At 70.3% G+C, this 24175-nt stretch carries 17 protein-coding genes; 9 read left to right on the forward strand and 8 right to left on the reverse strand.

The window, feature by feature from the left end; all coding sequences use genetic code 11:
• Positions 1-410 precede the first annotated feature (410 nt).
• Positions 411-1043 (reverse strand): contact-dependent growth inhibition system immunity protein, encoded by a 633-nt coding sequence (locus CP981_RS34590; RefSeq protein WP_085922246.1) that lies wholly within the window; start codon positions 1041-1043, stop codon positions 411-413.
• A gap of 16 nt (positions 1044-1059) precedes the next feature.
• Positions 1060-5628: a ricin-type beta-trefoil lectin domain protein gene (locus CP981_RS34595; protein WP_428843828.1), complete on the reverse strand. Its 4569-nt coding sequence runs from the start codon at positions 5626-5628 to the stop codon at positions 1060-1062.
• Between the two features lie 214 nt (positions 5629-5842).
• On the opposite strand from CP981_RS34595, the gene CP981_RS37995 reads away from it, so the two are divergent.
• On the forward strand, positions 5843-6100 hold the full coding sequence (locus CP981_RS37995; RefSeq protein ID WP_167536028.1) for a hypothetical protein: 258 nt from the start codon (positions 5843-5845) through the stop codon (positions 6098-6100).
• Between the two features lie 804 nt (positions 6101-6904).
• Here the strand turns inward: CP981_RS37995 and CP981_RS34600 are convergent.
• From CP981_RS34600 to CP981_RS34615, 4 genes are all read right to left on the reverse strand, one after another.
• On the reverse strand, positions 6905-7132 hold the full coding sequence (locus CP981_RS34600) for a hypothetical protein (protein WP_143658797.1): 228 nt from the start codon (positions 7130-7132) through the stop codon (positions 6905-6907).
• Between the two features lie 1249 nt (positions 7133-8381).
• Positions 8382-9905 (reverse strand): aldehyde dehydrogenase, encoded by a 1524-nt coding sequence (adh, locus tag CP981_RS34605; protein ID WP_085922244.1) that lies wholly within the window; start codon positions 9903-9905, stop codon positions 8382-8384.
• 67 nt (positions 9906-9972) lie between these two features.
• Complete coding sequence (locus CP981_RS34610; RefSeq protein ID WP_085922243.1) at positions 9973-11289, reverse strand: GAF domain-containing protein; 1317 nt, start codon at positions 11287-11289, stop codon at positions 9973-9975.
• A 209-nt stretch (positions 11290-11498) separates the two neighbouring features.
• The gene (locus CP981_RS34615; protein WP_085922242.1) at positions 11499-12770 is read right to left on the reverse strand and encodes a glycoside hydrolase family 18 protein; all 1272 of its coding nucleotides are present in this window, start codon (positions 12768-12770) and stop codon (positions 11499-11501) included.
• A gap of 405 nt (positions 12771-13175) precedes the next feature.
• On the opposite strand from CP981_RS34615, the gene CP981_RS34620 reads away from it, so the two are divergent.
• The 3 genes from CP981_RS34620 (at position 13176) to CP981_RS34630 (ending at position 16912) form a co-directional block, all read left to right on the forward strand.
• Complete coding sequence (locus CP981_RS34620; protein WP_085922241.1) at positions 13176-14348, forward strand: acyl-CoA dehydrogenase family protein; 1173 nt, start codon at positions 13176-13178, stop codon at positions 14346-14348.
• A 249-nt stretch (positions 14349-14597) separates the two neighbouring features.
• Complete coding sequence (locus CP981_RS34625; RefSeq protein ID WP_085922443.1) at positions 14598-15731, forward strand: Rv3169 family protein; 1134 nt, start codon at positions 14598-14600, stop codon at positions 15729-15731.
• Entirely contained in the window at positions 15728-16912 is a 1185-nt protein-coding gene (locus tag CP981_RS34630; protein ID WP_244329930.1) for a phosphotransferase family protein, read from the forward strand. The genes CP981_RS34625 and CP981_RS34630 overlap by 4 nt, the downstream gene beginning before the upstream one ends.
• Positions 16913-16943: 31 nt before the next feature.
• On the opposite strand, the gene CP981_RS34635 is transcribed toward CP981_RS34630, so the two are convergent.
• Positions 16944-17369 carry a hypothetical protein gene (locus tag CP981_RS34635; RefSeq protein WP_107429475.1) on the reverse strand — a complete coding sequence of 142 codons (426 nt, stop codon included), beginning with the start codon at positions 17367-17369 and terminating at the stop codon, positions 16944-16946.
• Between the two features lie 209 nt (positions 17370-17578).
• On the opposite strand from CP981_RS34635, the gene CP981_RS34640 reads away from it, so the two are divergent.
• The 5 genes from CP981_RS34640 (at position 17579) to fxsA (ending at position 23402) form a co-directional block, all read left to right on the forward strand.
• Positions 17579-18019, forward strand: coding sequence for an Lrp/AsnC family transcriptional regulator (locus CP981_RS34640; RefSeq protein WP_026170119.1), 441 nt, complete (start codon positions 17579-17581; stop codon positions 18017-18019).
• Between the two features lie 57 nt (positions 18020-18076).
• Positions 18077-19741 (forward strand): amidohydrolase, encoded by a 1665-nt coding sequence (locus tag CP981_RS34645; RefSeq protein ID WP_085922441.1) that lies wholly within the window; start codon positions 18077-18079, stop codon positions 19739-19741.
• A 527-nt stretch (positions 19742-20268) separates the two neighbouring features.
• On the forward strand, positions 20269-21945 hold the full coding sequence (lnt, locus tag CP981_RS34650; protein ID WP_085922239.1) for an apolipoprotein N-acyltransferase: 1677 nt from the start codon (positions 20269-20271) through the stop codon (positions 21943-21945).
• Positions 21942-22697 (forward strand): polyprenol monophosphomannose synthase, encoded by a 756-nt coding sequence (locus CP981_RS34655; protein WP_085922238.1) that lies wholly within the window; start codon positions 21942-21944, stop codon positions 22695-22697. Before lnt ends, CP981_RS34655 begins: the two co-directional genes overlap by 4 nt.
• A 90-nt stretch (positions 22698-22787) precedes the next feature.
• Positions 22788-23402, forward strand: a complete 615-nt coding sequence (gene fxsA / locus CP981_RS34660; RefSeq protein WP_085922237.1) for an FxsA family membrane protein — start codon at positions 22788-22790, stop codon at positions 23400-23402.
• A gap of 129 nt (positions 23403-23531) precedes the next feature.
• Here fxsA and CP981_RS34665 read toward each other — a convergent pair whose 3' ends face one another.
• On the reverse strand, positions 23532-23909 hold the full coding sequence (locus tag CP981_RS34665) for an RNA polymerase-binding protein RbpA (RefSeq protein ID WP_026170122.1): 378 nt from the start codon (positions 23907-23909) through the stop codon (positions 23532-23534).
• Positions 23910-24175: the final 266 nt, after the last annotated feature.

The raw sequence follows: 24175 nt of genomic DNA on the forward strand, positions 1-24175 counted from the left end.
TGGCTGTCAAGGGCTGAGGTGCGGCCCGCCGTGCCACGGCGTGCGCGCCCAGCCCGGCGGCCAGGAAGAGCACCGCCAGGGCCGTCCAGCCGGCCGAGCCTGCAGCCACCACCACCCCGCCGGCGATCAAGGACGGCCCGACCATCCCTTCCGTGGTCGGACCGAGGCTGTACGGGGCGGCATAGTTGCCGCGCTCGTCCTCCGGTGACTCGGCGGCGACCTCCTCGGGCACGATGGGCGCCAGATGTGTGGGCAGGCCGGGAAGAGGTAGCCGCTTCGATGGCGGCGATGACCATCAGCAACGGATAGCGGTTCTGAGACCAGGGCGCGCGGTCGGCCGGCACCCTTGACGAAGGATGCGGGCCGACGGTGGTTCTCCAGTGGTGAGGGCGGGCTCCTCGGGTGCTGGCCTATTCGGTGAGGTGCTTGACGTCGCTTACTACGAACTCCCCGTAGTGGAACGCTCTTCCCAGGGCTTCCAGCCTTGCGTATTGGGCCTCGGACACGTTCACGGCGTCCGGGAACATCGCGGCGCTCTTGATGGGCAGGGCTTGGAGTAGCAGGCGGAAGGCGAGATCGGGAGTACAGCCGCGGACGCACTCGGTCAGTGCGGCGGTCACCTTCTGGTCGAGGATGCCGTTGAACTCCGTCACCGTGGACAGGACCTCATCGGCCAGTCCACGGCCCTCGTCGAGGTCAGGGCCGGTGAGTGTCGGCGTGTCCGGGCGGCGGGAGAGCCAGGCGTCGCATACTTGGATCACCTGTCTCATCCACTCGGCGCCGTCCGGGACCCTGTCGGGCCGGAAAAAGTACTCGCCGTTCTGCGCACATGCTTCCCACAGCACGGTGATGTGCTTGGCGGGAAGTCCCTTGAGCAGGGATCGAGCGTCCCGGCGGACCAGGAGCACCGATGCCGGGTGCAGCTCCTCCACAAACTGGTTGCTCACGGCTTCTGGTTCCGAAGCTGCGTCCAATGTCCAGTCCTGGTGGAAGAAGTTCATGATCCACGGGATGCCGAACGTGAAGTCCGTAGACCGTTCCATTACCGCCGTCCCCTCCTTAGACCGGATGTCCGGTGTAGACGTAGTATCCCAGGCGGTGCCCGCGAGCCTTCTTGAGCACGATGACGTAAGCATTACCAGCCTGAGTGATTGTCCTGCCGTCGGGGTGAGCCACGAAGCCGAGGGAGTTTCTCGCACCAAACGTGCCTCTCAGGGTCCTATTCGAGTCGCCACCGCTGCGAAGCCACTTGCTGATCTCGTTGGCCTTGTTGGCCAAGGCGTAGTCCACGACCTGCTGGGCTGTTTGTAGGTCGACGAACACCGAGTTCTCTGTTCCCTTTCGTTGTGCGATGACAAGGGCTTCCGCCTGTGTCGGCTTCACGTGCTCGTCGAGCATGTGGGCCTGGCCCGGGAACTTCTGTGCGTCGGAGACGAGATCACTGCAGTTGTGAACCAGGACCGCGGAGCTGCCCGACCAGACGAAGAAGGTGTGCAGTTCGCCAACGGTCAGGTCGAAGACCCGACGGTCAGTCAGGTCCCGCCGGTCCTTGAGCCCGGTCACATCCCGGACAGAACCCTCCGGAGTTCGCAGTCTGTCGCCCACACGCAGGTCGGACACCACGGTCCATCCACGGTCAACGACGAAGAAGCGGTGTCCCGCGGTGCTGGAGATGTTGCCGCCCCCGGCCACACTGATGTCCACTAGGCGGTCGGTGTCATGCTCGAAGGTGCTGACTACGGGCTTCGGGCGCAGGACACCGGTGACAGGGTCGGTTGCCAGTACCTCGTCGGTTCGACGGATGTCGCCGATGGCCTTGCGTGTGCCGTCTGCCATCAGCACCTGGGTAGCCCTGGGGAAGCTGTTCACCTTGCAAGCGGTGAATGCGTCCTCATACGCGTTCAGCGACTTTTGGAGGTCCGCGAGGGTCGCGGGGTTCACATCCAGGGCCTTGAGGGCCTTGAACGCGTCAGCGACGCCGGCACCGGTCTTCATCGCGGCGTCCAGGGCGCGGATTCCTTCGGCGACCTTTTCGAACGCCTTGCCGGGGATGAAGTTGCTCGCCGCCCAGGCGCAGCCGCTGACGCTGCCGTGGTAGCAGTCGACGAAGTCCTGGACCAGGGCCGCTTTGATGACCTTGTAGGTAGCAGTCATCTCGATGAGCTGCCACTTGGAGAAGTATTCGGTGACGTCCTTCTTCAAGCCCGGGAAGCGCTTGCTCTCGATGAGCAGTGTGTCCTCCTGGGGGCAGGCGCTGCCTTCCGAGATGTCCGGGTTGGTGCAGAGGAAGAAGTCGGCGACGGCGCTGAAGGTGACGGTGAAGGTGACTTCACAGCCTTCGAAGCCGGGCTTGAGAACGCAGTCGTTGTGCTGCTTGGTGTCGGTGATCTCGATGCTGTCGTCGTCGACGACGTACCACGTGCCGCCCACTCCGGTGCCCGCACCGGTCGAGACCTGCTTGTTGGCGGCGTTGCGGGCTGCTTCCTGGGCTGCCTTCTGCGCCTGCTGGGCGTACTTGAGTGCGTCCTTCGCCGCTTCCTCCGCCTCGGTGGCCGCGGCGTCGGCGCGGGTGGCGGCGGCTCGGGCGTCCTTGGCGGACTGCTCTGCCGCTGCAGCGGCCTCGCGTGCGGCGGCGGCATCGAGAGCGGCCTGGTCGGCGGACTCCCGGGCCTCGCGCGCGTAGCCTTCGGCGCGCCCGGCGGCCTTGTCGGCGGCCTCCGCATCGACGGTGGCCTGGCGGTCGTACTCGACGGTGCGGGCCAGGGACGCCGAGGCCTTCGACGCGGCCGCGGCAGCCTCGGCCGCGTAGCCGAGAGCCTCCTTCGAGTAGCCGCGGGCCGTCGCGGCATGACCGGCGGCGTTCGCCGCGTACTGGTAGGCGACCTTCGCGTCGCCCGCCGCCTGGTCGGCGATGTTCTTCGCCGCGGCCGCCTCGTCCTGCGCGTTCTTGGCGTGGGCGTCGGCGACGGCCTTCTGCTGGTCGGCGATCGTCTTGGACGCCTGCCCGGTCAGCACGACCAGGCTCGCGGCCGAGTCGGTGGTGACATACGGCGAGCCGAGCTGGATCGCGTCGTTGGCCGGCTTAACGACCTGCACGGCCGCCTTGCCCGCGTCGACCGCGGCCTGGGCGGTGACATGCGCGAAGCCCGCCGCCTTCGCCGAAGCTGCCAGGGCCTTGTCGGCCTCCTTGCTTGCCGCGTCCGCATCTGCACGAGCGGACTTGGCGAGTTTCTCCGCTTCCTCGGCCATCTTGACCGCCTGCTTCGCTTCCTCAGAAGCGTGCTGGGAGGCCTTGATGGCGTCGGCGGCGGCACTGGTGGCGGTCCGCACGGCTGCGTCGGCCTTCAGCTTCGCGGCCTGGGCAGCGTCCGCGTGCGCCCGCGACCGCTTGGCAGCCGCCTCGGCACGAGTGGCAGCGGCATCCGCCTCGGCCGCCGCCTCGCCAGCCGCATCCGCCGCGGAGCGGGCACGGCCCGCCGCAGCTTCGGCGTTGGTCGCGTACGTGTCGGCCGCGTCCGCCGCCGCCCGCGACTCCTGAGCACTGCCATCGGACTCATGCGCCTGCGCGAACGCCTCCTTCGCAACGGCCTTGGCACGGGCCGCGTCCGCCTTCTGCGCCGCGTCCCACGCGTCGTCATTCAGATCGCGCGCGTTGTCGCGGGCCTTGACCGCGTCGTTCTTCCGCGCGACCGCCGTCGCCTCGGCCGCTTCCGCCTTCTCCTTGGCGTCCTTCGCGTTCGCCGCCTCGGTCTGCGCGGTCTGCTTGTGCTGGTTGGCCTCGGCCTGCTTGGCCGCGGCGGTCTCCTTCTCCGCCTTGGCCGTCTTCTCCTCGGCCTCCGCCGCCAGCCGCTTCGCCTTCGCGTCCGCCGCCGCGGCCTTCGCGTCGCCCTCGGCCTTCAGCGCCTCGGAGAGCTTGGCCTCCGCCGTCTCCTTGTCCTTCTTCGCGTTGTCCCGGTGCACCTTCGCCGCATCGGCCGCCGCCTTCGCCTGCAACTCGGCGATATGCGCGGCCTCCTTGCGGAACTCCGCATTCACCTGCGCCGCCTGCGCCAGCGCACGCTGCGCGATCGTCGCGCTGTCACCCGCGATCGCACGCGTCGCGGCCTCGGCGGTCTCCGCCGCCTTCACCATCGCCGTCAGCGCCGCCACAGCACCCTTGGTGACCTGAGCCTTCTGCTGCCCCACCAGCAGGCCACGACCCCGTGGCGCACCCGCCGCATCCGCGATCTCATACGCCGCCTGCTCAGCAGCGTCCGACGTGGTCGCAGCCTTCTTCGCGCTCTCCAACTGGGCCTTGAGGGTGGTGACGAGCTTCTTCGCCGCCGCCTGGGCGTCGGCGACACCCTTCTTCGCCTTGTCGAACTGCGCTTTCTCCGGGTACAACGGGCCGTCGGTGCCCTGGTGGCCGGACGGCTTGATCAGGAACTTCTGTGCGCTCGCGTCCTTGCAGTCGAACAGCCGCGCGTCCGTGCTCTTCGTGAACGCACTCAGATCCAGGCACTTGCCGGTCGAGATGCTCTTCAGCTGGGAAGAAGCACGTACGTCGCCCTTCCAGGACTGGCCCTTGGACTTGTAGCAGTCCGAGATCACGATCTTCGTGCCGTTCGCCGACGCGTTGCCAGCCACGTCCAGGCACTTCTGCGAGCCGACGTTGCGAAGGTGGAGGTCGTCCTCCCCGCCTTCGAGCGTCCACTGCTGGGCGGCGCTGGCGCTGCAGGTGTAGACCTGCACCGGCGTGCCGTTGGTCTTGCCGCCACCCTGCACGTCAAGGCACATGCCCTTGGCGCCCGGCACCTCGATGGCCACATGACTGTCGCCGACCCAACCGAGTCCGCCTGCCGACCAGTAGTCCTGCCAACGGGTGTAGTAGTCGGCGAGCCATGACTGGCCGACGACCTGCCCCAGGGTGAACGTGCCGTCCTGCAGCGCCTTCGTCGCATCCTTGCTGGCGCCGAGAACCTGGTTGCGCTGCGTGGCCTGGGAGGCGATCTCCTGCTGCCACTCCGCGGAGGCCTGCGCGACCTCCTTGCCCAGCACCCGGTTCGGGTCGATCGGGTCATGCCACGCACACGACGCGAAGCGCGACTTCAGGTCCTCGACCGCGATGCGGAACTCCGTCGTGTCCAGCTCGGGGGCGGTGCGGGGGAAACCGCCCGAGCCGAGGAAGATCCGGGCGTCATCGGCGAACACCCGGGGAACGAACATCTGGTTCGGTTCGATCTTCCCGGAGTTCTTCTTCCACAGCGCCCATGCCTCCTGCTCCTTCGGCGTACCACCGGTGGAGTACTGCGGGTCACCGATCGCGATCGCGGCGGCCTTCGTCTTGTCGTCAGCGGTCGGCGACGGGTCGAAGAACGGGGAGAACACCTCGTCCGGATCGGCGTACGACTGCCACAACCACGACAGCAGCCCGATCCTGTCGTAGATCTTGGTCGCGTCCTGCGGCTTGCCGGGGTAGGACTCCAGGCCGCTGGTGGCGCTCGACCACGCGTACCCCTGCTTCTGGACCTTCTCGACCCACTGGCTCTCGCTCTCGCTATCAGCCTTGTTGGCCAGGTGCAGCGGGGTCTGGTCGCTGAAGATGTTCCGTTCGAGCTTCTGGTGGAGCTGGTCCGGCGGCAGCGTCATGGCGTTCTGCGCGAGGGCGTACACCTCGGGTCCGCCCTTGCGCAGAGCCTCGGCGGCCACACACTGGTCCTCGCGGAGCCGTTCGGCCGCCTCGATGTCGTAGCCGTCGTAGGAGTCAGCCACCGGGGCCATGCGCGCTCCGGCGGACCGGTCGAGCCCTCCGGGCTGCACGGCCGAGCCGCTGAGGACCGCCAGCGCGGCGACGGAGGCCACGGTGGTGGTCAACGTGGCAGATAATCGATTTCTGGGTGTGAACAACCCCGGTCTGAGACGCAAGGAAGCATCCTTCATGTCGAATGAGGGCAGGCGGGGGCAACTGCCCGAGGAGAACGGTGACGAAGCGCGGATGGTCAGCCCGCAGTCACGACATAGGGAAGGCAGCGGCACCCGAGGCGGCATTCAAAATGAGCCGGCATCGCGGCATGACAACGCGTCCCTCCCCGTTGACGGCATGCCCCCCACCGCCGAGTGACGTGCACGCGTCGCGACCGGAAAATATTCCGCGTGCGTGCCATCAACTTTAACCGCAGGCCTGGAGGGCTGAGGGAGCGTCGAACCCCGGGCGGGGAAAGCGCTTACTTGGGCTCTCGCCGCGCAATGTGTGCAAATGCCGAGCTCACAACCCACGTCACATGTGTGAGAAGTGTAAAGAAGGAGTGTAGGAGGCGTGGACTTTCCGTCATACATTGGCCGGAAAACCATATGTGTCGGGATCGCAGCCAGGCGACGGCGGCCGGAGTCACCACCCTGGTGTTCGCCTTGCTCAGCGGCGCGGTGTCGACGGTGCACACTGCGTGCTCGACGCCCCAGGTTCCGGGGTCGCCGAAGGCAAACTCGCCGCCGCGCTTGGGCGGTCGGACGCCATTGGGATCGTAGATTCGTGGCGGCGTCGGCCGGCGCCGGTGATCATGAAGGACTCGTAGGCGAGCGCCCGCGAGTATTCCCGAAGCACGGCACCTCGCCGCTCCACGCCTTGATCATCCGAGTGCATACCGCTTCCGGCCACCGCGGGCAGCGGCCGGAGTCAGGGTTTTCCTCGCGGCGTCCACGAAAGTCACGTGCCGTCCTCACTGCCAGTCGGGATGATCTGGAGCAGTAACCAGGCCGGCCGCACGGATGGAGGATCTGCATGCAGCAGTTGGAGCTCATCGTCGTGCGCGTCCACTCCCGCCACGGCGGTGGTCTATCGCGAACTCTGGGAGTGGGTCAGCCGGCTGGGAACGGTGCACAGGGCCGGGGTGTAAGGGTCCGGCAGCTACGGCGCTGCCGTCTCCCGCTATTTGCTGGCCCGCCGGGTCGAGGCGTTCGAGGAGCCGGCCTGAAGACTCCGGCCTTGATCAGAACTTGCGCGCAGTTCGACGATCGTGAGGATGACGACGGCGTGAAGGATGCCGTCGGGCAGGCTACCCGCACCGCCCTGTGCCTGTTGGCCCAGCGGATCGATCAGCTGAGCGGGCAGATTCTTGATCTGGAGCGGCGCCTGACCGCTCTGGTGCAGCGCCACTTTCCGCACTTGCTTATCCCGGTGGGCATCGGCCCGGATACTGCCGCTACCTTGTTGATCACGATGGGGGGCAACCCAGAACGCTGTGCAATGAGGCGTCGTTCGCGGCGCTTTGCGGGGTCAGGGCTCCAGCGGCTCCATTCCGGCCGCGCGCATGGCAGCCACCGCGTTGTCCGGGTCGATCTTTCTGCCCGCTGCCGTACGCACGTCGGCGCAGTGCCGACAGCCCCCTGGCCCGCCAGAATGCCGCCCAGACGTCGGTGACGTCTCACGCCCACAGCCGTTGCAAAGACACCGCCATGCCTTGTCACGACGCCCGGCCTATGGTTCGAGCGGTTCCAGACCCGCCGACCTCATGAGCGCGACGGCCTGGTCGAGATCGACCGGCGCGTTCGGCGCGCACCATCGGCACGGTCCCCCTCCGCGTTTGATGTACGAGTAGCGCGGCTTGACCTCTCGACCGCACGGCACGTGCCGGCAGCGCCAAGCGGGTGTCGGCCCGGGATAGGGCTCCAGCGGTTCCAGGCCGGCCGAGCGCATCAACGCCACCGCCTCCTCCGGAGAATCGGAGCCGTGCCCGAGCAGTACCGGCAGCCGCCCTGTCGGCCCGCGGCAATGTTGTCTGGCCGCGGTGACGCTTTCCCCCCGTACGCTTCATGGCGGCAGCGCCAGGGCTTATCGCTTCCTGGATAGGGCTCCAGGGGTTCGAGCCCGGCATCCCGCAGAATCAGTACCGGATCGCGTGGATCCTTCCGGGGACGTCCCGTCGCCACTCGGCCTCCTTCTGAAGTGCCGGCTTCCGGGGTGAGGATCTCGCGCGGCACTGACAACGGCCTTGCTCACGTCAGGAGCTTGGGGCGGGCTTCCTCGCGGCGGCCTCCTTGCCCGGCCCTTCCGGGCTGTCCTCTCTTCGTGGTCTTCGGCAGCTCGTGGACGTCGGCAGGGCTGTTCTCGCCGTGAGGAGACTTCGCTCGTGATACAGATTCGTTCAGGGCGGCTATGAGGTCGAAGAGCTCTCCCAATGCTGTCGACGGTTCGGCGCTGCGTACGGGTATCGACGGATCGCCGCGCTCGTGGGCGGGCGGCTCGTGGGTTGTGTCCTTCGGCGCTCCTGGTCCGCGGATGGTCCGGCGGGGAACTCCCTTGGATGCCAGACGGTAGCTTTATGAATTCAATCGATTGCGGTGGGTGCCTTTTACGGCGGGTTGCCTGGAGCGCAATGATGCCCCAGGCGACCCGACTTCAGGCTCTAGAAGAAGCCAAGTTTCTTCGGACTGTATGAAACAAGAACGTTCTTCGTCTGCTGGTAATGATCCAGCATCATCTTGTGGGTCTCCCTGCCGATGCCGGACTGCTTGTAGCCGCCGAAGGCCGCGTGGGCCGGGTAGGCGTGGTAGCAGTTGGTCCAGACGCGGCCGGCCTGGATGGCGCGGCCTGCGCGGTAGGCGGTGGAGCCGTCGCGGGTCCAGACGCCTGCGCCCAGGCCGTAGAGGGTGTCGTTGGCGATGCCGATGGCGTCGTCGAAGTCGCTGAAGGGGGCGACGGCCACCACGGGGCCGAAGATCTCCTCCTGGAAGACCCGCATGTCGTTGTTGCCCTCGAAGATGGTCGGGCGGACGTAGTAGCCGCCCTCCAGCTCGCCGCCGAGCTCCGCGCGGGAGCCGCCGGTCAGGATGCGGGCGCCCTCCTTCTGGCCGATGTCCAGGTAGGAGAGGATCTTTTCCAGCTGGTCGTTGGAGGCCTGGGCGCCGATCATGGTGTCGGTGTCGAGCGGGTGTCCCTGGACGATCTTCTCTGTACGGGCCACGCCGGCTTCCAGGAAGTCCTGGTAGTGGCCGCGCTGGATCAGCGCCCTGGACGGGCAGGTGCACACCTCGCCCTGGTTGAGGGCGAACATGGTGAAGCCTTCCAGCGCCTTGTCGTGGAAGTCGTCCGTGGCGGAGGAGACGTCGTCGAAGAAGATGTTGGGGCTCTTGCCGCCCAGTTCCAGGGTCACCGGGCGCAGGTGCTCGGACGCGTACTGCATGATCAGCCGGCCGGTGGTGGTCTCACCGGTGAAGGCGACCTTGGCGACCCGTGGGCTGGAGGCCAGGGGTTTGCCGGCCTCCGCGCCGAAACCGTTGACGATGTTGATCACGCCGGGGGGCAGCAGATCCGCGATCAGGCTCATCCAGAAGTGCACCGAGGCGGGGGTCTGTTCGGCCGGCTTGAGGACCACGGCGTTGCCGGCGGCCAGGGCAGGGGCGAGCTTCCACGTCGCCATGAGGATGGGGAAGTTCCAGGGGATGATCTGGGCGACGACGCCGAGCGGCTCGTGGAAGTGGTACGCGACGGTGTCCTCGTCGATCTCCGACAGCGAGCCCTCCTGGGCGCGGATGGCGCCCGCGAAGTAGCGGAAGTGGTCGATGGCGAGCGGGATATCGGCCGCCAGGGACTCCCGTACGGGCTTGCCGTTCTCCCAGCTCTCCGCGACCGCCAGGGCCTCCAGATTCTGTTCCATCCGGTCGGCGATCTTGTTGAGGACGGCGGCGCGTTCGGCGGCGGCCGTGCGGGCCCAGCCGGGAGCGGCCGCGTGGGCCGCGTCCAGGGCGCGCTCGACGTCCTCGGCGGTGCCGCGGGCGACCTCGGTGAACGGTGCTCCGTTGACCGGGGTCGGGTTCTCGAAGTACCGGCCCAGGGCGGGCGCCACATACTCGCCGCCGATCCAGTGGTCGTAGCGGGGCAGATAGCTCATCACGGCATCGGCGGAACCCGGGCTGGCGTAACGGGCCATGGTGCGGCCTCCCAATCGCTCTCGGCGCGGTGCCCGCCACTCCCGTGTGACGGGCGTTGCGCGCAGGCTAGAACCGGGGAGGTTGCGTGAACGTTGCGACGCGCGCGGCGGCCGGTGCACCCACCGCACCACCACCGGTCAGGCCGTACGCCGCGCGCAGCCGGTGCGCGGTGGCCAGCGGTGCGCTGCGGGCCGGGGAGCGCTCCGGCAGGGCGTCGACCAGGGCTTCCCAGACCTCCAGGTCGTCCTCGCCCCAGGGGGTGCGCGACCACTCGCGCAGCAGACCGGGATCGCGGGCGCCGAGCAGCGCGGCCCGCATCCGGTCCGCCAGCGCGCCGCGCAGCCGCTGGACGCCGGGCGCCTCCGACGACGGCAGCAGCGGACCGCGATAGGCGTTCAGTGCGGAACGCACCTCACCGGCCGCCAGAGCCTCCTCGACCGCGTCGAGATCGGTTTCGACGGGCCGGCTGAGCCGGTACGGACGGGAGTGCAGCAGGGTGCCGACCAACTGCCGCAGCCGGGACAGTTCGGCCCGCAGCGTCACCGGGCGCCTCTCGCGCTCGCCGTACAGCAGCACCGAGAGCTGATCGCCCGTCAGTCCCTCGGGGTGCCGGGCCAGCAGCGTGATGATCTCGCTGTGCCGGCGGCCCAGCCGCAGCCGCTCCCCGTCCATGACCAGCAGCGCCTCGTCCCGGCCGAGGGCGGCGAGGCAGACGCCCAACTCCGGTGCGTCAGAGGTGAGATGGGACTCGGCGGCGCGGGCGGTGGCCTGCACCAGCGCCAGGCTGTGCGGACTGGCCACATGGTCCCCGCCGGTGAGGTCCACCGCGCCCAGCAGCCGGCCGGTCCGGGGATCGTGCAGCGGGGCGGCGGCACAGCTCCAGCGCTGCACCTGCCGGTTGTAGTGCTCGGCGGCGAAGATCTGTACGGCGTGATCGGCGGCGAGGGCGGTGCCCGGGGCATTGGTACCGGCGTGCCGCTCGTCCCAGCGGGCGCCGACGACGAAGTTCATCCGCTCGGCGCTGCGCCGCACCCCGGGGTGCCCCTCCACCCACAGCAGCCGCCCCTGCGGATCGCAGACGGCCAGCAGATGCGCGCCGTCCTGCGCGAAGCTGCCCAGCAGCTCCCGGAAGACCGGCATGGCGCGGGCCAGCGGGTGCCCGTCCCGGTAGGCGCTCAGAGCGGCCTCGTCCAGCTCGATGGGCACGGCGCCGTCCGCCGCTGCTTGCGCGTCGGCGGAACGGCGCCAGGAGTCGGCGACGACCTGGCGGACCGGCGGCGCGACCGTCCCGTCGGCCAGGAAGGCCGCATGGGCCCTGCGCACCGTGCGGGTGCGCTCCACCGGATCGGCTCCGGCCTCCATCGCCAGCCAAGGGTTGACCACGTGTCACCTCTCCGATGCGCTCCTGCCCCCGTACGGCCGATGGTGCTCGTAGCGGGCGGGACCGTAAACCCCGCGGGGCGCACCGGGCGTCATCGAGGGGCGCGCGTCGAGCGGTCGTGCGCTGTTACGGCAGCTCGCGGGGCCGGTGCCGCCGGACGGCGAACGGGCGGAAGGCCGCTGCCTCCCGCCCGACTCCGTACCGGCTGCCGCTACTTGATCGCCTTGATCAGCTCACCATTGGTGGTGTCGCCGCTCAGCTCCCAGAAGAACGTGCCGCCCAGCCCCTGCGCGTCCTTGAAGGCCATCTTCGTGCCGATGGTCTCCGGGGTGTCATAGCTCCACCACTGGTCGCCGCACTTGGCGTAGGCGGTGCCGGCCACTTTGCCCGTGGCCGGGCAACGGCTCTTGAGCACCTTGTAGTCGTCGATGCCGGCCTCGTACTTGCCCGGTGCCGCGCCGGTCGCCGTACCGCCCGGCGCGTCCTGGGTGACGCCGGACCAGCCGCGGCCGTAGAAGCCGATACCCAGCAGCAGCTTGCTCGCCGGCACGCCCAGACCCTTGAGCTTGGCGATGGTGTCGGTGCTGTTGAAGCCGGCCTTGGGGATGCCGCTGTACGAGGTCAGCGGGGAGTGCGGAGCCGTCGGGCCCTTGGCGTCCCAGGCGCCGAAGTAGTCGTAGGTCATGGGGTTGTACCAATCGACGTACTGCGCCGCGCCCGCGTAGTCGGCGGCGTCGATCTTGCCGCCGGCCGAGGCGTCCGCGGTGATCGCGGCGGTCACCAGATTGCTCCCGCCGAACTTCGACCGCAGCGCCCGCATCACCTTGGTGAAGGCGTCCCGGCCGCTGGTGTCGCAGGTCAGGCCGCAGGCGTTGGGGTACTCCCAGTCGATGTCGATGCCGTCGAAGACGTCGGCCCAGCGCTTGTCCTCGACCAGGTCGTAGCAGGACTGCGCGAAGGCGGCCGGGTTCCTGGCGGCCTCGCCGAAGCCGCCCGACCAGGTCCAGCCGCCGAACGACCAGATCACCTTGAGGTTCGGGTGCAGCTTCTTGAGCTTGCGCAGCTGGTTGAAGTTGCCGCGCAGTGCGCCGTTGTCCCAGGTGTCCGCCTTGCCGTCGACGCTCTGGTCGGCGGTGTAGGCCTTGTCGTAGTCGGCGTAGGAGTCGCCGATGGCGCACCTGCCGCCCTGGACGTTGCCGAAGGCGTAGTTGATGTGCGTCAGCTTCGCCGCCGAGCCCGAGGTCTCGATGTTCTTGACGTGGTAATTGCGGTCGTAGACACCCCAGTTGGTGAAGTATCCGACGACCTTGCCGCCTGCCGCCGCGGGTGCCGACCGGGCGGTGTCGCGTGGTGCGGTGGGGGCGTTCGCGGGGCTGGCGGAGGCCGGTCCGGCGAGCAGGGTGCCGGCCAGCGCCGCCGTACACAGCGCGGTCACGGCGGCGATCACTCTGCGCGGGGCGCGCAGCCGGTGCGGTAGGGGCATGTCGTCTCCTCGGAGGGGGGTAGGGGTGCCCGCGCTCCCCAACGGCCCGCGCTCCGGACGGGCGGCGGGGCTCTGCGGACACTCCCTGGGGGGGGAGCCTGACCTGCGTTCCGAATTTGGCATGAACGCGTGGAACGTTGGAGGAGAAGGTAGAAGGACTAGACCAGTGAGTCAATGGTTCGGACCAATTTCGCGTCCGGCCATTCCCAAGGCCGGATCCTCTTGGCCAGTGATGATCAACCCGTGACGCGGAGCCTCCGATCGGGCATACTCCTAGCGCCACAGTCGCAGGTCATCGCCTTCCGAGACCCGGAACGCGATCATCGGCCTGGCACTACGGAAACCGGCGCCGCCGCCCACCCCGCGCGTGTCGCCGCAGCGCCCGACAGGGAGGAGAGCGCCGCCATGACCGAGTACGGCCCCCGGCCGGTGGACCGCAGGCTGCCCACCGAAGAAGCCCGTGACCTGATGACGCTCGTACGCGAGCTCGCCGACCGCGAGATCCGGCCAACGGCCGCCGAGGAGGAGGACGCCGGTCACTTCCCGCGCGCGACCTTCACCCTGCTGTCGGAATCCGGCCTGCTGTCGCTGCCCTACGACGAGGAATTCGGCGGTGGCGGCCAGCCGTACGAGGTGTACCTCCAGGTGCTGGAGGAGCTCGCCGCGGCCCGGCTCACCATCGGCCTCGGCGTCAGCGTGCACACCCTGGCCTGTCATGCGCTCGCCGGATTCGGCAGCAAGGAGCAGCGCACCGAGCGCCTCCCGGACATGCTCGGCGGCGGACTCCTCGGTGCGTACTGCCTCTCCGAGCCCTCCTCGGGCTCCGACGCCGCCTCCCTGACCACCCGGGCCACCCGCGACGGCGACACCTGGACGCTGGAGGGCACCAAGGCCTGGACCACCCACGGCGGCGTGGCCGATTTCTATACCGTGCTGGCCCGGACCGGCGGCAGCGGGGCCCATGGCATCACCGCCTTCCTCGTGCCCGGCGACGCCGAAGGCCTGAGCGCCGCGGCCCCCGAGCGCAAGATGGGCATGAAGGGCTCCCCGACCGCCCAGCTGCACTTCGACGCCGTCCGGGTCCCCGACTCCCGCCGCATCGGGGAGGAGGGCCAGGGCTTCGCCATCGCCCTGTCCGCCCTGGACTCCGGGCGCCTGGGCATCGCGGCCTGTGCCGTCGGCGTCGCCCAGGCGGCGCTGGACGAAGCACTCGCGTACACCGCCGAACGACAGCAATTCGGCCGCCCGATCGCCGACTTCCAGGGTCTGCGCTTCATGCTCGCCGACATGGCGACGCAGATCGAGGCGGGCCGCGCCCTCTACCTCACCGCCGCCCGGCTGCGCGACGCCGGTCTGCCGTTCTCCAAGGAAGCGGCGATGGCCAAGCTGTTCTGCACCGACACCGCGATGCGGGTGACCACCGACGCCGTCCAGCTCCTCGGCGGCTACGGCTACACCCTCGACTTCCCGGCCGAGCGCTATATGCGCGAGGCCAAGGTCCTCCAGATCGTCGAGGGCACCAACCAGATCCAGCGGATGGTCATCGCCCGGCATCTCGCCGGCCCCGAGAAGCGCTGAGCGGGACGGGGTGGGCGGGGACTTCCCGCCCAGCCCGTGGCTTCCCGCCCGACCGGGCCGCGGTCTCAGCCCACCGGCCCCTTGAGCCCCGTCGCCGTTCCGATCGCCACCACCAGCGCGCCGGATGTACGGGCCCCTGCTTGCCCTTCCGGGTCTGGCCGTCCGCTGATAGCTGACGTACCGTCAATTCCCGTTTGTGAGCGTCGTACCGGGGTGATGCCCGGCCGCCCGCGCGCCCAGGAGGAGACCGTGCCCGACCGCCCGATCGCGCTCGACGAGTACCCGATCCATCAGGCCCCGCTGTCCCTGCGGCATGTCGCCACCAGTGACCGCAACGCCTACGACCGGTGCATCTTCCACGTCATGGACCACTCCGGCCGCGCCCTGCTGATCGTCGGCCTCGGCGTGTACCCCAACACCGGTGTCATCGACGCCTATGCCACCCTCCGCCTCGGCGACCGGCTGTATGCCGTACGGGCCTCCGACGCCCTCACCGACGACCGCCTCGCGCTCACCGTCGGCCCGCTCACGATCACCGTTGAGGAGCCGCTCGCCCGCCTCCGGCTGACCTGCGCCGCGGACCCCGGGGACCCGGACGGCCTGTCCTGCGACCTGACCTGGAACGCGGCGTTTCCCGCCACCTGGGAGCCGCACCACACCCAGTACCGCGGCGACCGGCTGATGCTGGAAGGCCGCCGGTTCGTCCAGGCGGGCACCTGCACCGGCAGCATCCGCGTCGCCGGCCAGGAGCTCGCCGTCACGCCGGGGGAGTGGACCGGTACGCGCGACCGCAGCTGGGGCGTGCGCCCGATACCCGGCGAGGACGGCGGACGGGCCGCGGAAGAGCTGCGGCCCGAGGGCTTCCACTGGATCTGGTGCCCGGTGCGCTTCGACGACCGCTTCGTGATGGTCATCGTCCAGGAGGACGCCGACGGCTACCGCACCCTCAACGAGGCCCTGGTGGTCCACGACGACGGCCGCGAGGTCCAACTCGGCTGGCCGCACACGGACATCGGCTACCGACACGGCACCCGCCACCCCGAACGCGCCGTCCTCCACCTCACCGGCCCCGGCCGCAAGCCCCTGGAACTCACCGCCGAGATCCTCACGTCCTCGCCCCTCGCCCTCGGGGCCGGTTACCCTCCCGCCGACGACTGGCAGCACGGCACCTGGCGGGGCCGCGGCTGGACCGACCGGCGCAGCTACGACCTCACCGACCCGGCGGCACACCCCCTCGCCGCCTACGGAGTCACCGACCACGCAGCCCGCTTCACCCTCGACGGCCGGACCGGCTACGGCATCTTCGAGCACGGCAGCTTCGGCCGGCACGATCCCAGCGGCTTCACCGGCTATGACTCCGTCGCGCGGGAGGCCGGCCGATGACGGCGCATCCGCCGCCCGCCGCGCCCCCCGGCGGAAACGAGCCCGGGGGAGTGCCCGCCGGGCGGCGCCCCCGCACCACCACCCGCGACCCCGAAGCCCTCACCCGCCGGCTCACCGCCTGGCTCGGCACCCGGCTGCCCGGCGCCCGCGCCGTCGCCGCGACCGTCCCGGACTCCAACGGCATGTCCAGCGAGACGCTGCTCTTCGACATCGAGCACCCCGAGCCGCGGTCCCCCGCGCCCTCGGCCGGGCCGGAGCGGGGAGCGGCTCCCGCCTCCTGCGCACTGCGGCTCGCCGCCGACCCCGCCGCGTACACCGTCTTCCCGCGCTACGACATGGCCCGGCAATACCGCACCATGCGGCTGGTCGCCACGCACACCGACCTCCCGGTGCCGCGCACCCTCTGGCTGGAGGAGGACCCGGCCCACCTCGGCGCGCCGTTCTTCGTCATGGCCCGCGCCGACGGCCGCGTCCCCCCGGACGTCATGCCCTATACGTACGAGGGGAATTGGCTGCACGACGCCACCGACGCCCAGCGCGACCACCTGGAAACCGCCAGCGTCTCGGTCCTCGCCCGGCTGCACGACCAAGTCCCGCCCGCGGCGGCCGACTTCCTCGCTACGCCCGGCACCGGGAGCGCGCTGCACCGGCACGTCGAGACCCAACGGGACTACTACGCCTGGGTCGTTGACGGCCGTCCGCGCTCACCGCTCATCGAGCGGGGCTTCGCCCGGCTGGCCGACCACTGGCCGTCGGACCCCGGTGAGACCGTGCTGAGCTGGGGCGATGCCCGGATCGGCAATATCGTCTACGACGGGTTCGAACCGGCCGCCGTCCTCGACTGGGAGATGGCCGCGCTCGGCCCCCGCGAACTCGACCTGGGGTGGATGGTCTATCTCCACCGCTTCTTCCAGGATCTCGCCGAGGCCGGCGGTCAACGGGGACTGCCCGGCCTCCTGACCCGCGACCGCGTCGAGAGCCGCTATGCCGCACTCACCGGACACCGGCCCCGCGATATGGACTTCCACACCCTCTACGCGGCCCTGCGGCACGCCATCGTCATGCTGCGAGTGGCCTATCGCCAGGTCCACTTCGGTGAGATGCCGGTTCCGGCCGACGCCGATGCGCTGATCCTCCACCGGGAGACGCTGGAGGCGATGATCGAGGGCCGCTACTGGTGAGTGCGGCCCCTCGTGAAGACCCCGAAACCTCTCAGGCGCCCGGACGCATCCCCGGCACCCGGGCCGGGCGGGTGCCGGGCCCGCCGATGTGCGAGAACGGCTGACGGCGCCAGTCCAGGCTCTCCGGGAGCGTCAGCAGCATCGCCACGTCCTGCTCCTGGGCGTCCAGGGTGTCCTCGGACTCCGGCGCCTCGGACGCCGCCCGGCCGGAGCCCTGGCACACCGTCAGCCCGAAGGGGTTCCACGGCGAGGCGCACAGGGCGTGCTCCGGCAGCGTGTCCTCGCCCGCCAGCAGCGCGATCGGCTGAAGGCAGTCGGGGCAGGTCACTCGGTAGATCTCATAGGTGTCGAAAGAGTCGTACGCACCGTCGTCGCCGGAGAGGCCGGCACTGTCGCCCTCCTGGGCGCCGATGTGCGCGGCAGCTGAGTCCTGCTTAAGGCGTCGCATGATGTCCATCCCCCTCGGGTGGGCCGGTCGTACCGCTGACTTCCTGTGACGGGCGGTCCCGGCCACCAGCAGCAATTCCCTTCATGCCGCACGCATAATCGCCGGCACCCCATCGACACCGGATCACGTGTGTGGCATTGGTCACACGGCCCGGCGTAAAGGTGTCCACGATCCGGCGCGCGGTGCGCACACGCGCCCGCGCGCAGTAGGTTGAGTGCGTGGAGGAGTTGGACCGACAAATCGTGGATCTGCTCGTCAAGGACGGGCGGATGAGCTACACCGACCTGGGCAAGGCCACCGGCCTGTCCACTTCGGCGGTGCACCAGCGGGTGCGCCGCCTGGAGCAGCGCGGTGTCATCCGGGGCTATGCCGCCATCGTGGACCCCGAAGCGGTGGGCCTGCCGCTCACCGCCTTCATCTCGGTCAAACCCTTCGACCCCAGCGCGCCGGACGATATCGCCGACCGCCTGGCCGAGGTCCCCGAGCTGGAGGCCTGCCACAGCGTCGCGGGCGATGAGAACTACATCCTCAAGGTGCGGGTCGCCACCCCCTTGGAGCTGGAGCATCTGCTCACCCGTATACGGACCCTCGCCGGCGTCTCGACCCGCACCACGGTCGTGCTCTCCACGCCCTACGAGGCCCGCCCGCCGCGCATCTGACCGGTGATCGCCCCCCTGCGCGCGGCCCGTCCGCGCACAGGGGCCAAACTGTCCGGTATGAGCGAGCGCATTCCCGATCCGGCCCGACCGCACCCCACCGGCCCGGCACGTCCCCGTACGGTCCTGCTGCGCGGCGGTGAGGTGCACAGCCCCGCGGACCCCTTCGCCACCGCCATGGTGGTCGAGGGCGACCGCATCGCCTGGGTCGGCGAGGAGGGCGCGGCCGACTCCTTCGCCGAAGGTGTGGACGAGGTCGTCCCGCTCGACGGCGCGCTCGTCACCCCGGCGTTCACGGACGCACATGTGCACACCACCGCGACCGGGCTCGCGCTCACCGGCCTCGATCTCTCCGGCGCCGGCACGCTGACCGATGCGCTGGCCCGTATCCGCGCGTACGCGGCCGCGCGGGAGGCGGACCGGATCCTGCTCGGCCACGGCTGGGACGCCAGCGCCTGGCCGGAGGGCCGCCCGCCGTCCCGTGCCGAACTGGACGCGGCCACCGGCGGCCGGCCGCTCTACCTCACCCGGGTGGATGTGCACTCCGCGGTCGTCACGACGGCGCTGCTCGATCTGGTCCCCGGCGTGCGTGAGCTGGCCGGATTCCGGGCCGACGCCCCGCTGACCGGCGACGCCCACCACGCGGTGCGGCAGGCCGCGTACGCCACCGTCACCCCCGTCCAGCGCGCCGAGGCGCAGGCCGCCGCACTCGCCCGCGCCGCCTCGCTCGGCATCGGCAGCATCCACGAGTGCGCCGGCCCGGACATCTCCGGCGAGGACGACTTCACCGCACTGCTCGCCCTGGCCCGGGAGGGCAACGCCCCGCGCGTCGTCGGCTACTGGGCCGAGCTGATCACGTCCGCAAAGGACGCGGAGCGGATCCGGGAACTCGGCGCCATCGGCGCTGCCGGCGACCTCTTCGCCGATGGCTCGCTCGGCTCGCACACCGCGCATCTGCACGCCCCGTACACGGACGCCGGGCACACCGGCGCCGGGCACCTCGACGCCGAAGCCGTCGCCGCCCATGTCGCCGCCTGCACCGAGGCCGGACTCCAGGCCGGCTTCCACGCCATCGGTGACGCGGCCCTGACCGGCGTCGTCGACGGCGTACGGGCCGCCGCCGAGCGCATCGGCCTCGACCGGATCCGGGCCGCCCGGCACCGCGTCGAGCACGCCGAAATGCTCACCGAGCAGACCATCGCCGGCTTCGCCGACCTGGCCCTGACCGCCTCCGTCCAGCCCGCCTTCGACGCGGCGTGGGGCGGCGCGGAGGGCATGTACGCCGCCCGGCTCGGCGCCGACCGGGCCCGCACCCTCAACCCGTACGCCGCGCTGCTCAAGGCCGGGGTCCCGCTGGCCCTCGGCTCCGACAGCCCGGTCACCCCGCTCGACCCCTGGGGCACCGTGCGGGCCGCCGTCTTCCACCGCACCCGCGCCCATGGCATCTCCGCCCGCGCCGCGTTCACCGCCCACACCCGCGGCGGCTGGCGCGCCATCGGCCGGGACGACGCGGGCGTCCTGGTGCCCGGCGCGCCCGCGGACTACGCGGTCTGGCGCACCGGCGAACTGCTCGTCCAGGCGCCCGACGAGCGGGTGGAGCGCTGGTCCACCGACCCCCGCTCCGGCACCCCCGGCCTGCCCGATCTCACTCCCGGCAACGACCTCCCGGTGTGCCTGCGCACGGTCGTCGGCGGGCGGACGGTCTTCGGGCCGCCGAACGAGTGACATCACGCAGGCAGGTGCCACCACGGACCGTGCTTGCTGCTCCTTGGCCCACACGCGGGCGCTCGCGGCTGACCTGGGGCGACGCGAAAACGACGCAGGCGGAGCACCTGTTGACAGCAGGCGGTCGGCGGCCGGTAGGTTCGGCCGAGTCCACCACAGGACGTCCGACCGGTAGATCTCCGCGCAGTCGTCGAACGCAGCTGGGCCATGGGGCGGTGCGCCACTGGGGCACTCCGCCACTGGGAGCCAGGTCCAGGACCCGCGACACGGGGCGACGGAAGGTTTCGGCCGGCCGGCGGGTGCGACCCGGGTGGGGCCCGGACGCTCAGTAGACAACGGCTCTCGGTCGACCCGCAGCCAGCGGGTCCCAGGTCGGCCCGAAGGGCGCCGGGCCCCTATCCGCACCGCACCGCATCTCTGCGCCCTCCCCGGACGCCCCTTGACGTTTTGTGCACCCCGCATCCGTAACCCCGGCCTCCCGATGTACGGTCAGCTCACCACCACGACCTGCAGGAAGGCTCGCGACCGTGCCATCGGGCTCCGACACCACCGAAGAAGCCGTCAGCGGCAGCACGCCCGACGGCCCGGTGCTCCCCGCCGGGACGGACTCCCCGGCCGCCGCGCCCGCCCGCCCCGGACGTGCCCGGCGGCTCGCCGCACTGGCCCGCCGTGAGGCGCCGCGCACCGGCCTCGCGGTCGTCGCCGGTCTCGTGCTCGGACTCGCCTTCCCGCCGTACGACCTGTGGCCGCTGTCCCTGGTGTCCGTCGCCGCGCTGTCGCTGCTGACCCGCGGCCGGACCGCCCGCCAGGGCGCCTGGACGGGCTTCGCGTTCGGGCTGCCGTTCTTCCTGATCCTGCTGAAGTGGCTGCACGTCGTCGGCTGGGACGCGGTGGTGGGCCTCTCGATCGCCGAGGCGTTCTTCGTCGCGCTGCTGGGCGCGGCGCTCGCCGTCACCTCCCGGCTGCCGGTCTGGCCGGTGTGGACCGCCTGTCTGTGGGTCGCCGAGGAGTGGGCCCGCGACCGGCTGCCGCTCGGTGGCTTCCCGTGGGGCCGGCTGGCGTTCGCCAACACCGGTTCGCCGTTCACCCCGCTCGCCGCGCTCGGCGGCGCCCCGCTGGTGACCTTCGCCGTCGCGCTGGCCGGGGCCCTGCTCGCCGCCTGCGCCGCCACCCTCTGGGGGCTGCGCGGGAACGGGTCGCTGCGCCGGGCCGTGCCGGCCGTGGAGGCCTTCGGACTCGCCGCCGCGATCACCGCGGCCGGTGTGCTGGTGCCCGTGCCCACCAAGGCCGATGACACCGTTGACATCGCTGTCGTCCAGGGCAACGTCCAGTCACCCGGTATGGACTTCCTGGGCCGCCCCATGATGATCACCGACAACCACGCCACCGCCACCGAGAAGCTCGCCGCGGACGTCAAGGCCGGCCGGGTCAGGAAGCCGGACCTGGTCATCTGGCCGGAGAACTCCTCCGACCTCGATCCGTTCAAGTACCCGCAGGCGTACGACCGGATCGACGAGGCCGTGAAGGCCGTCAACGTGCCCGTCCTCGTGGGCGCCCTGGTGGATCACCCCACCAAGGAGGGCTATGTCTTCAACGAGGGCATCGTCTGGGATCCGAAGAAGGGGCCGGGCGCCTCCTACACCAAGCAGCACCCGGTGCCGTTCGGTGAGTTTGTGCCGTTCAAGGAGCAGCTCAGCAAGATCATCACGCGGTTCCAGCGGGTGACCCGCAACTTCTACCCCGGCGACCACACCGGCGTGCTCAAGGTCGGCCCCGCCCGGCTCGGCGACGTCATCTGCTTCGAGGTCGCCTACGACCAGATCGTCCACGACACCGTCAACGCCGGCGCCCGCGCCCTGGTCATCCAGACCAACAACGCCACCTACGGCCGCACCGGCCAGCCCGAGCAGCAGCTGGCGATGTCCAAGCTGCGCGCCGTCGAACACGGCCGCGCCGTGGTCACCGCCGCCACCAGCGGAATCAGCGCGGTCGTCGCCCCCGACGGCACGATCACCCACCGGATCCCCGAGTTCACCCAGGGCGTGGTCTCCGCGCGGATCCCGCTGCGGGACGAAACGACGCTCGCCGACCGCGTCGGCGCCGCTCCGGAGTGGGCGCTCGCTATCGTGGGCCTCCTCTCCTGCGCCGCCGCGGCAGTCATCGGCCGGCGTGGGCGTACGAAGGACGAGAAGGGGCAGCAGTGACAGACGGTCAGCGGCAGTACGGTCCGCTCGGCACCACCTTGGTGATCATTCCGACGTACAACGAGGCGGAGAACATCAAGCCGATCGTCTCGCGGGTGCGGTCCGCCGTCCCCGAGGCCCATGTCCTGGTCGCGGACGACAACAGCCCCGACGGCACCGGCAAGCTGGCCGATGAGCTGGCAGCCGAGGACGACCAGATCCACGTCCTGCACCGCAAGGGCAAGGAAGGCCTCGGCGCCGCCTATCTCGCGGGCTTCCGGTGGGGCATCGACAACGGCTACGGCGTGCTGGTCGAGATGGACGCCGACGGTTCGCACCAGCCCGAGGAACTGCCCCGGCTGCTCACCGCCCTCAAGGGAGCCGATCTCGTCCTCGGCTCGCGCTGGGTGCCCGGCGGCCGTACCGTCAACTGGCCCAAGTACCGCCAGCTGATCTCCCGCGGCGGCAGCACCTACTCCCGGCTGGCGCTGGATCTGCCGCTGCGCGACGTCACCGGTGGCTTCCGGGCCTTTCGCGCGCAGGCCCTCAAGGGGCTGGGCCTGGACGATGTCGCCTCCCAGGGCTACTGCTTCCAGGTCGACCTCGCCCGCCGCGCCGTGCAGGCCGGCTATCACGTCGTCGAGGTCCCGATCACCTTCGTCGAGCGTGAGTACGGCGACAGCAAGATGAGCCGCGACATCGTCGTGGAGGCGCTGTGGCGCGTCACGGCCTGGGGCGTCGGCTCACGGGTGGACAAGCTCCGCGGCCGCTGACGCCCGGCCCGCCACCGCCCGGCCGCCGGGAGTTGATCTCTCCGGCGACCCTTGGGAAAAGCGGCCGGACGGGCCAGGCACACTTGAGGCATGACGTTCGGAGCCACGCCATCGCCGAGTCCCCGCCCGCCCCAGCGTTCGCGCGCCCGAAGGTTCGTCCCCTTGGGCATCGCCGCCTGGATGGTGCTGGAGATCTGGCTGCTGACCGTCGTCGCCGGTGCCACCAACGGCCTGACGGTGCTGCTTCTGCTGGTCGCCGGTGTGATCGTCGGCGGTTATGTGACCAAGCGGGCCGGCCGTCGCGCCTGGCGGAACCTCACCGAGAGCTTTCAGACCGCCGGCGATCCGGCCGCGTCCGGCAACTCCCCGGCCGGTAACTCCTCGTCCGGCAACGGCAGATCCGGCAACGACAAGTCGGGCAGCGGCAATACGCTCCCCATGGTCGGCGGGCTGCTGCTGATGCTGCCGGGACTGGTGTCCGACGCCCTGGGGCTGCTCTGCCTCTTCCCGCCGACCGGGAAGCTGATGCAGCGCCGCGCCGAGAAGCTGCTGTCCCGGCGGGCCGGCTACGCCCCGGGCTCGTTCGGTGACGCGTTCCAGCAGGCCCGGATGCACCGGCCGGACGGCAAGGTCGTCCAGGGCGAGGTCATCCGCGACGACGAGCCACCGGCCCCGCGCCGCCAGGATCCGCCGCTGACCGGCTGACCGGCTGACCGGCTGACCGGCTGACCGGCTGAGCGCGTCGGGGCCCGGCCGCGGAGACGACAAAAGCCGGGGCCACTGCGTGATGCAGTGGCCCCGGCCCTTGCGTACTTGCTTGGCGCAGGTCCGTTGTCAGGCGGACTTGCGGTTGCTGTCGCGCGGATGCACGGCGATGTTCATGGTGCCGGAGCGCAGGACGGCCAGCCTTTCGGCCAGCACCTCCTCGAGCTCCTCGCGGGTGCGTCGCTCCATGAGCATGTCCCAGTGCGTACGCGCGGGCTTACCCTTCTTCTCCTCGGGGCCGTCGCCATCCACCAGAAGAGAGGGTGCACCGCATACCTTGCACTCCCACTCCGGCGGAATCTCGGCCTCAACCGAGAACGGCATCTCGAATCGATGTCCGTTCTGGCATGCGTACTCCACCGCCTGGCGCGGGGCCAGGTCGATGCCGCGGTCGGTCTCGTAGCTGGTCACCACGAGTCGCGTGCCGCGGAGAGCTCGCTCACTCATGAATCGTGCCTCCCGGGCTTGTCGCCCACAGGACAGGTGTCGCTGTCGTCGTCATCCGGTCAACGTCCGGTCGGCGGTGAAGATTCCCGAATTCGGGATATGAGCCCACCCGTCGCCCACCACCGCCATTGACGGAGGCGCTGTGCGCCGCTGCCTACCTTCGTGCCGCCCCTTGTTGTACCCACCGGCGCCCGGTTTGTCACATCTGGCAGCAGATGTCACCCAGCGCCTGCCATGCTTGAGCGCGCAGTAACGGTCCGCCTGGT

The organism is Streptomyces platensis, assembly GCF_008704855.1.
Classification (GTDB): Bacteria; Actinomycetota; Actinomycetes; order Streptomycetales; family Streptomycetaceae; genus Streptomyces; species Streptomyces platensis.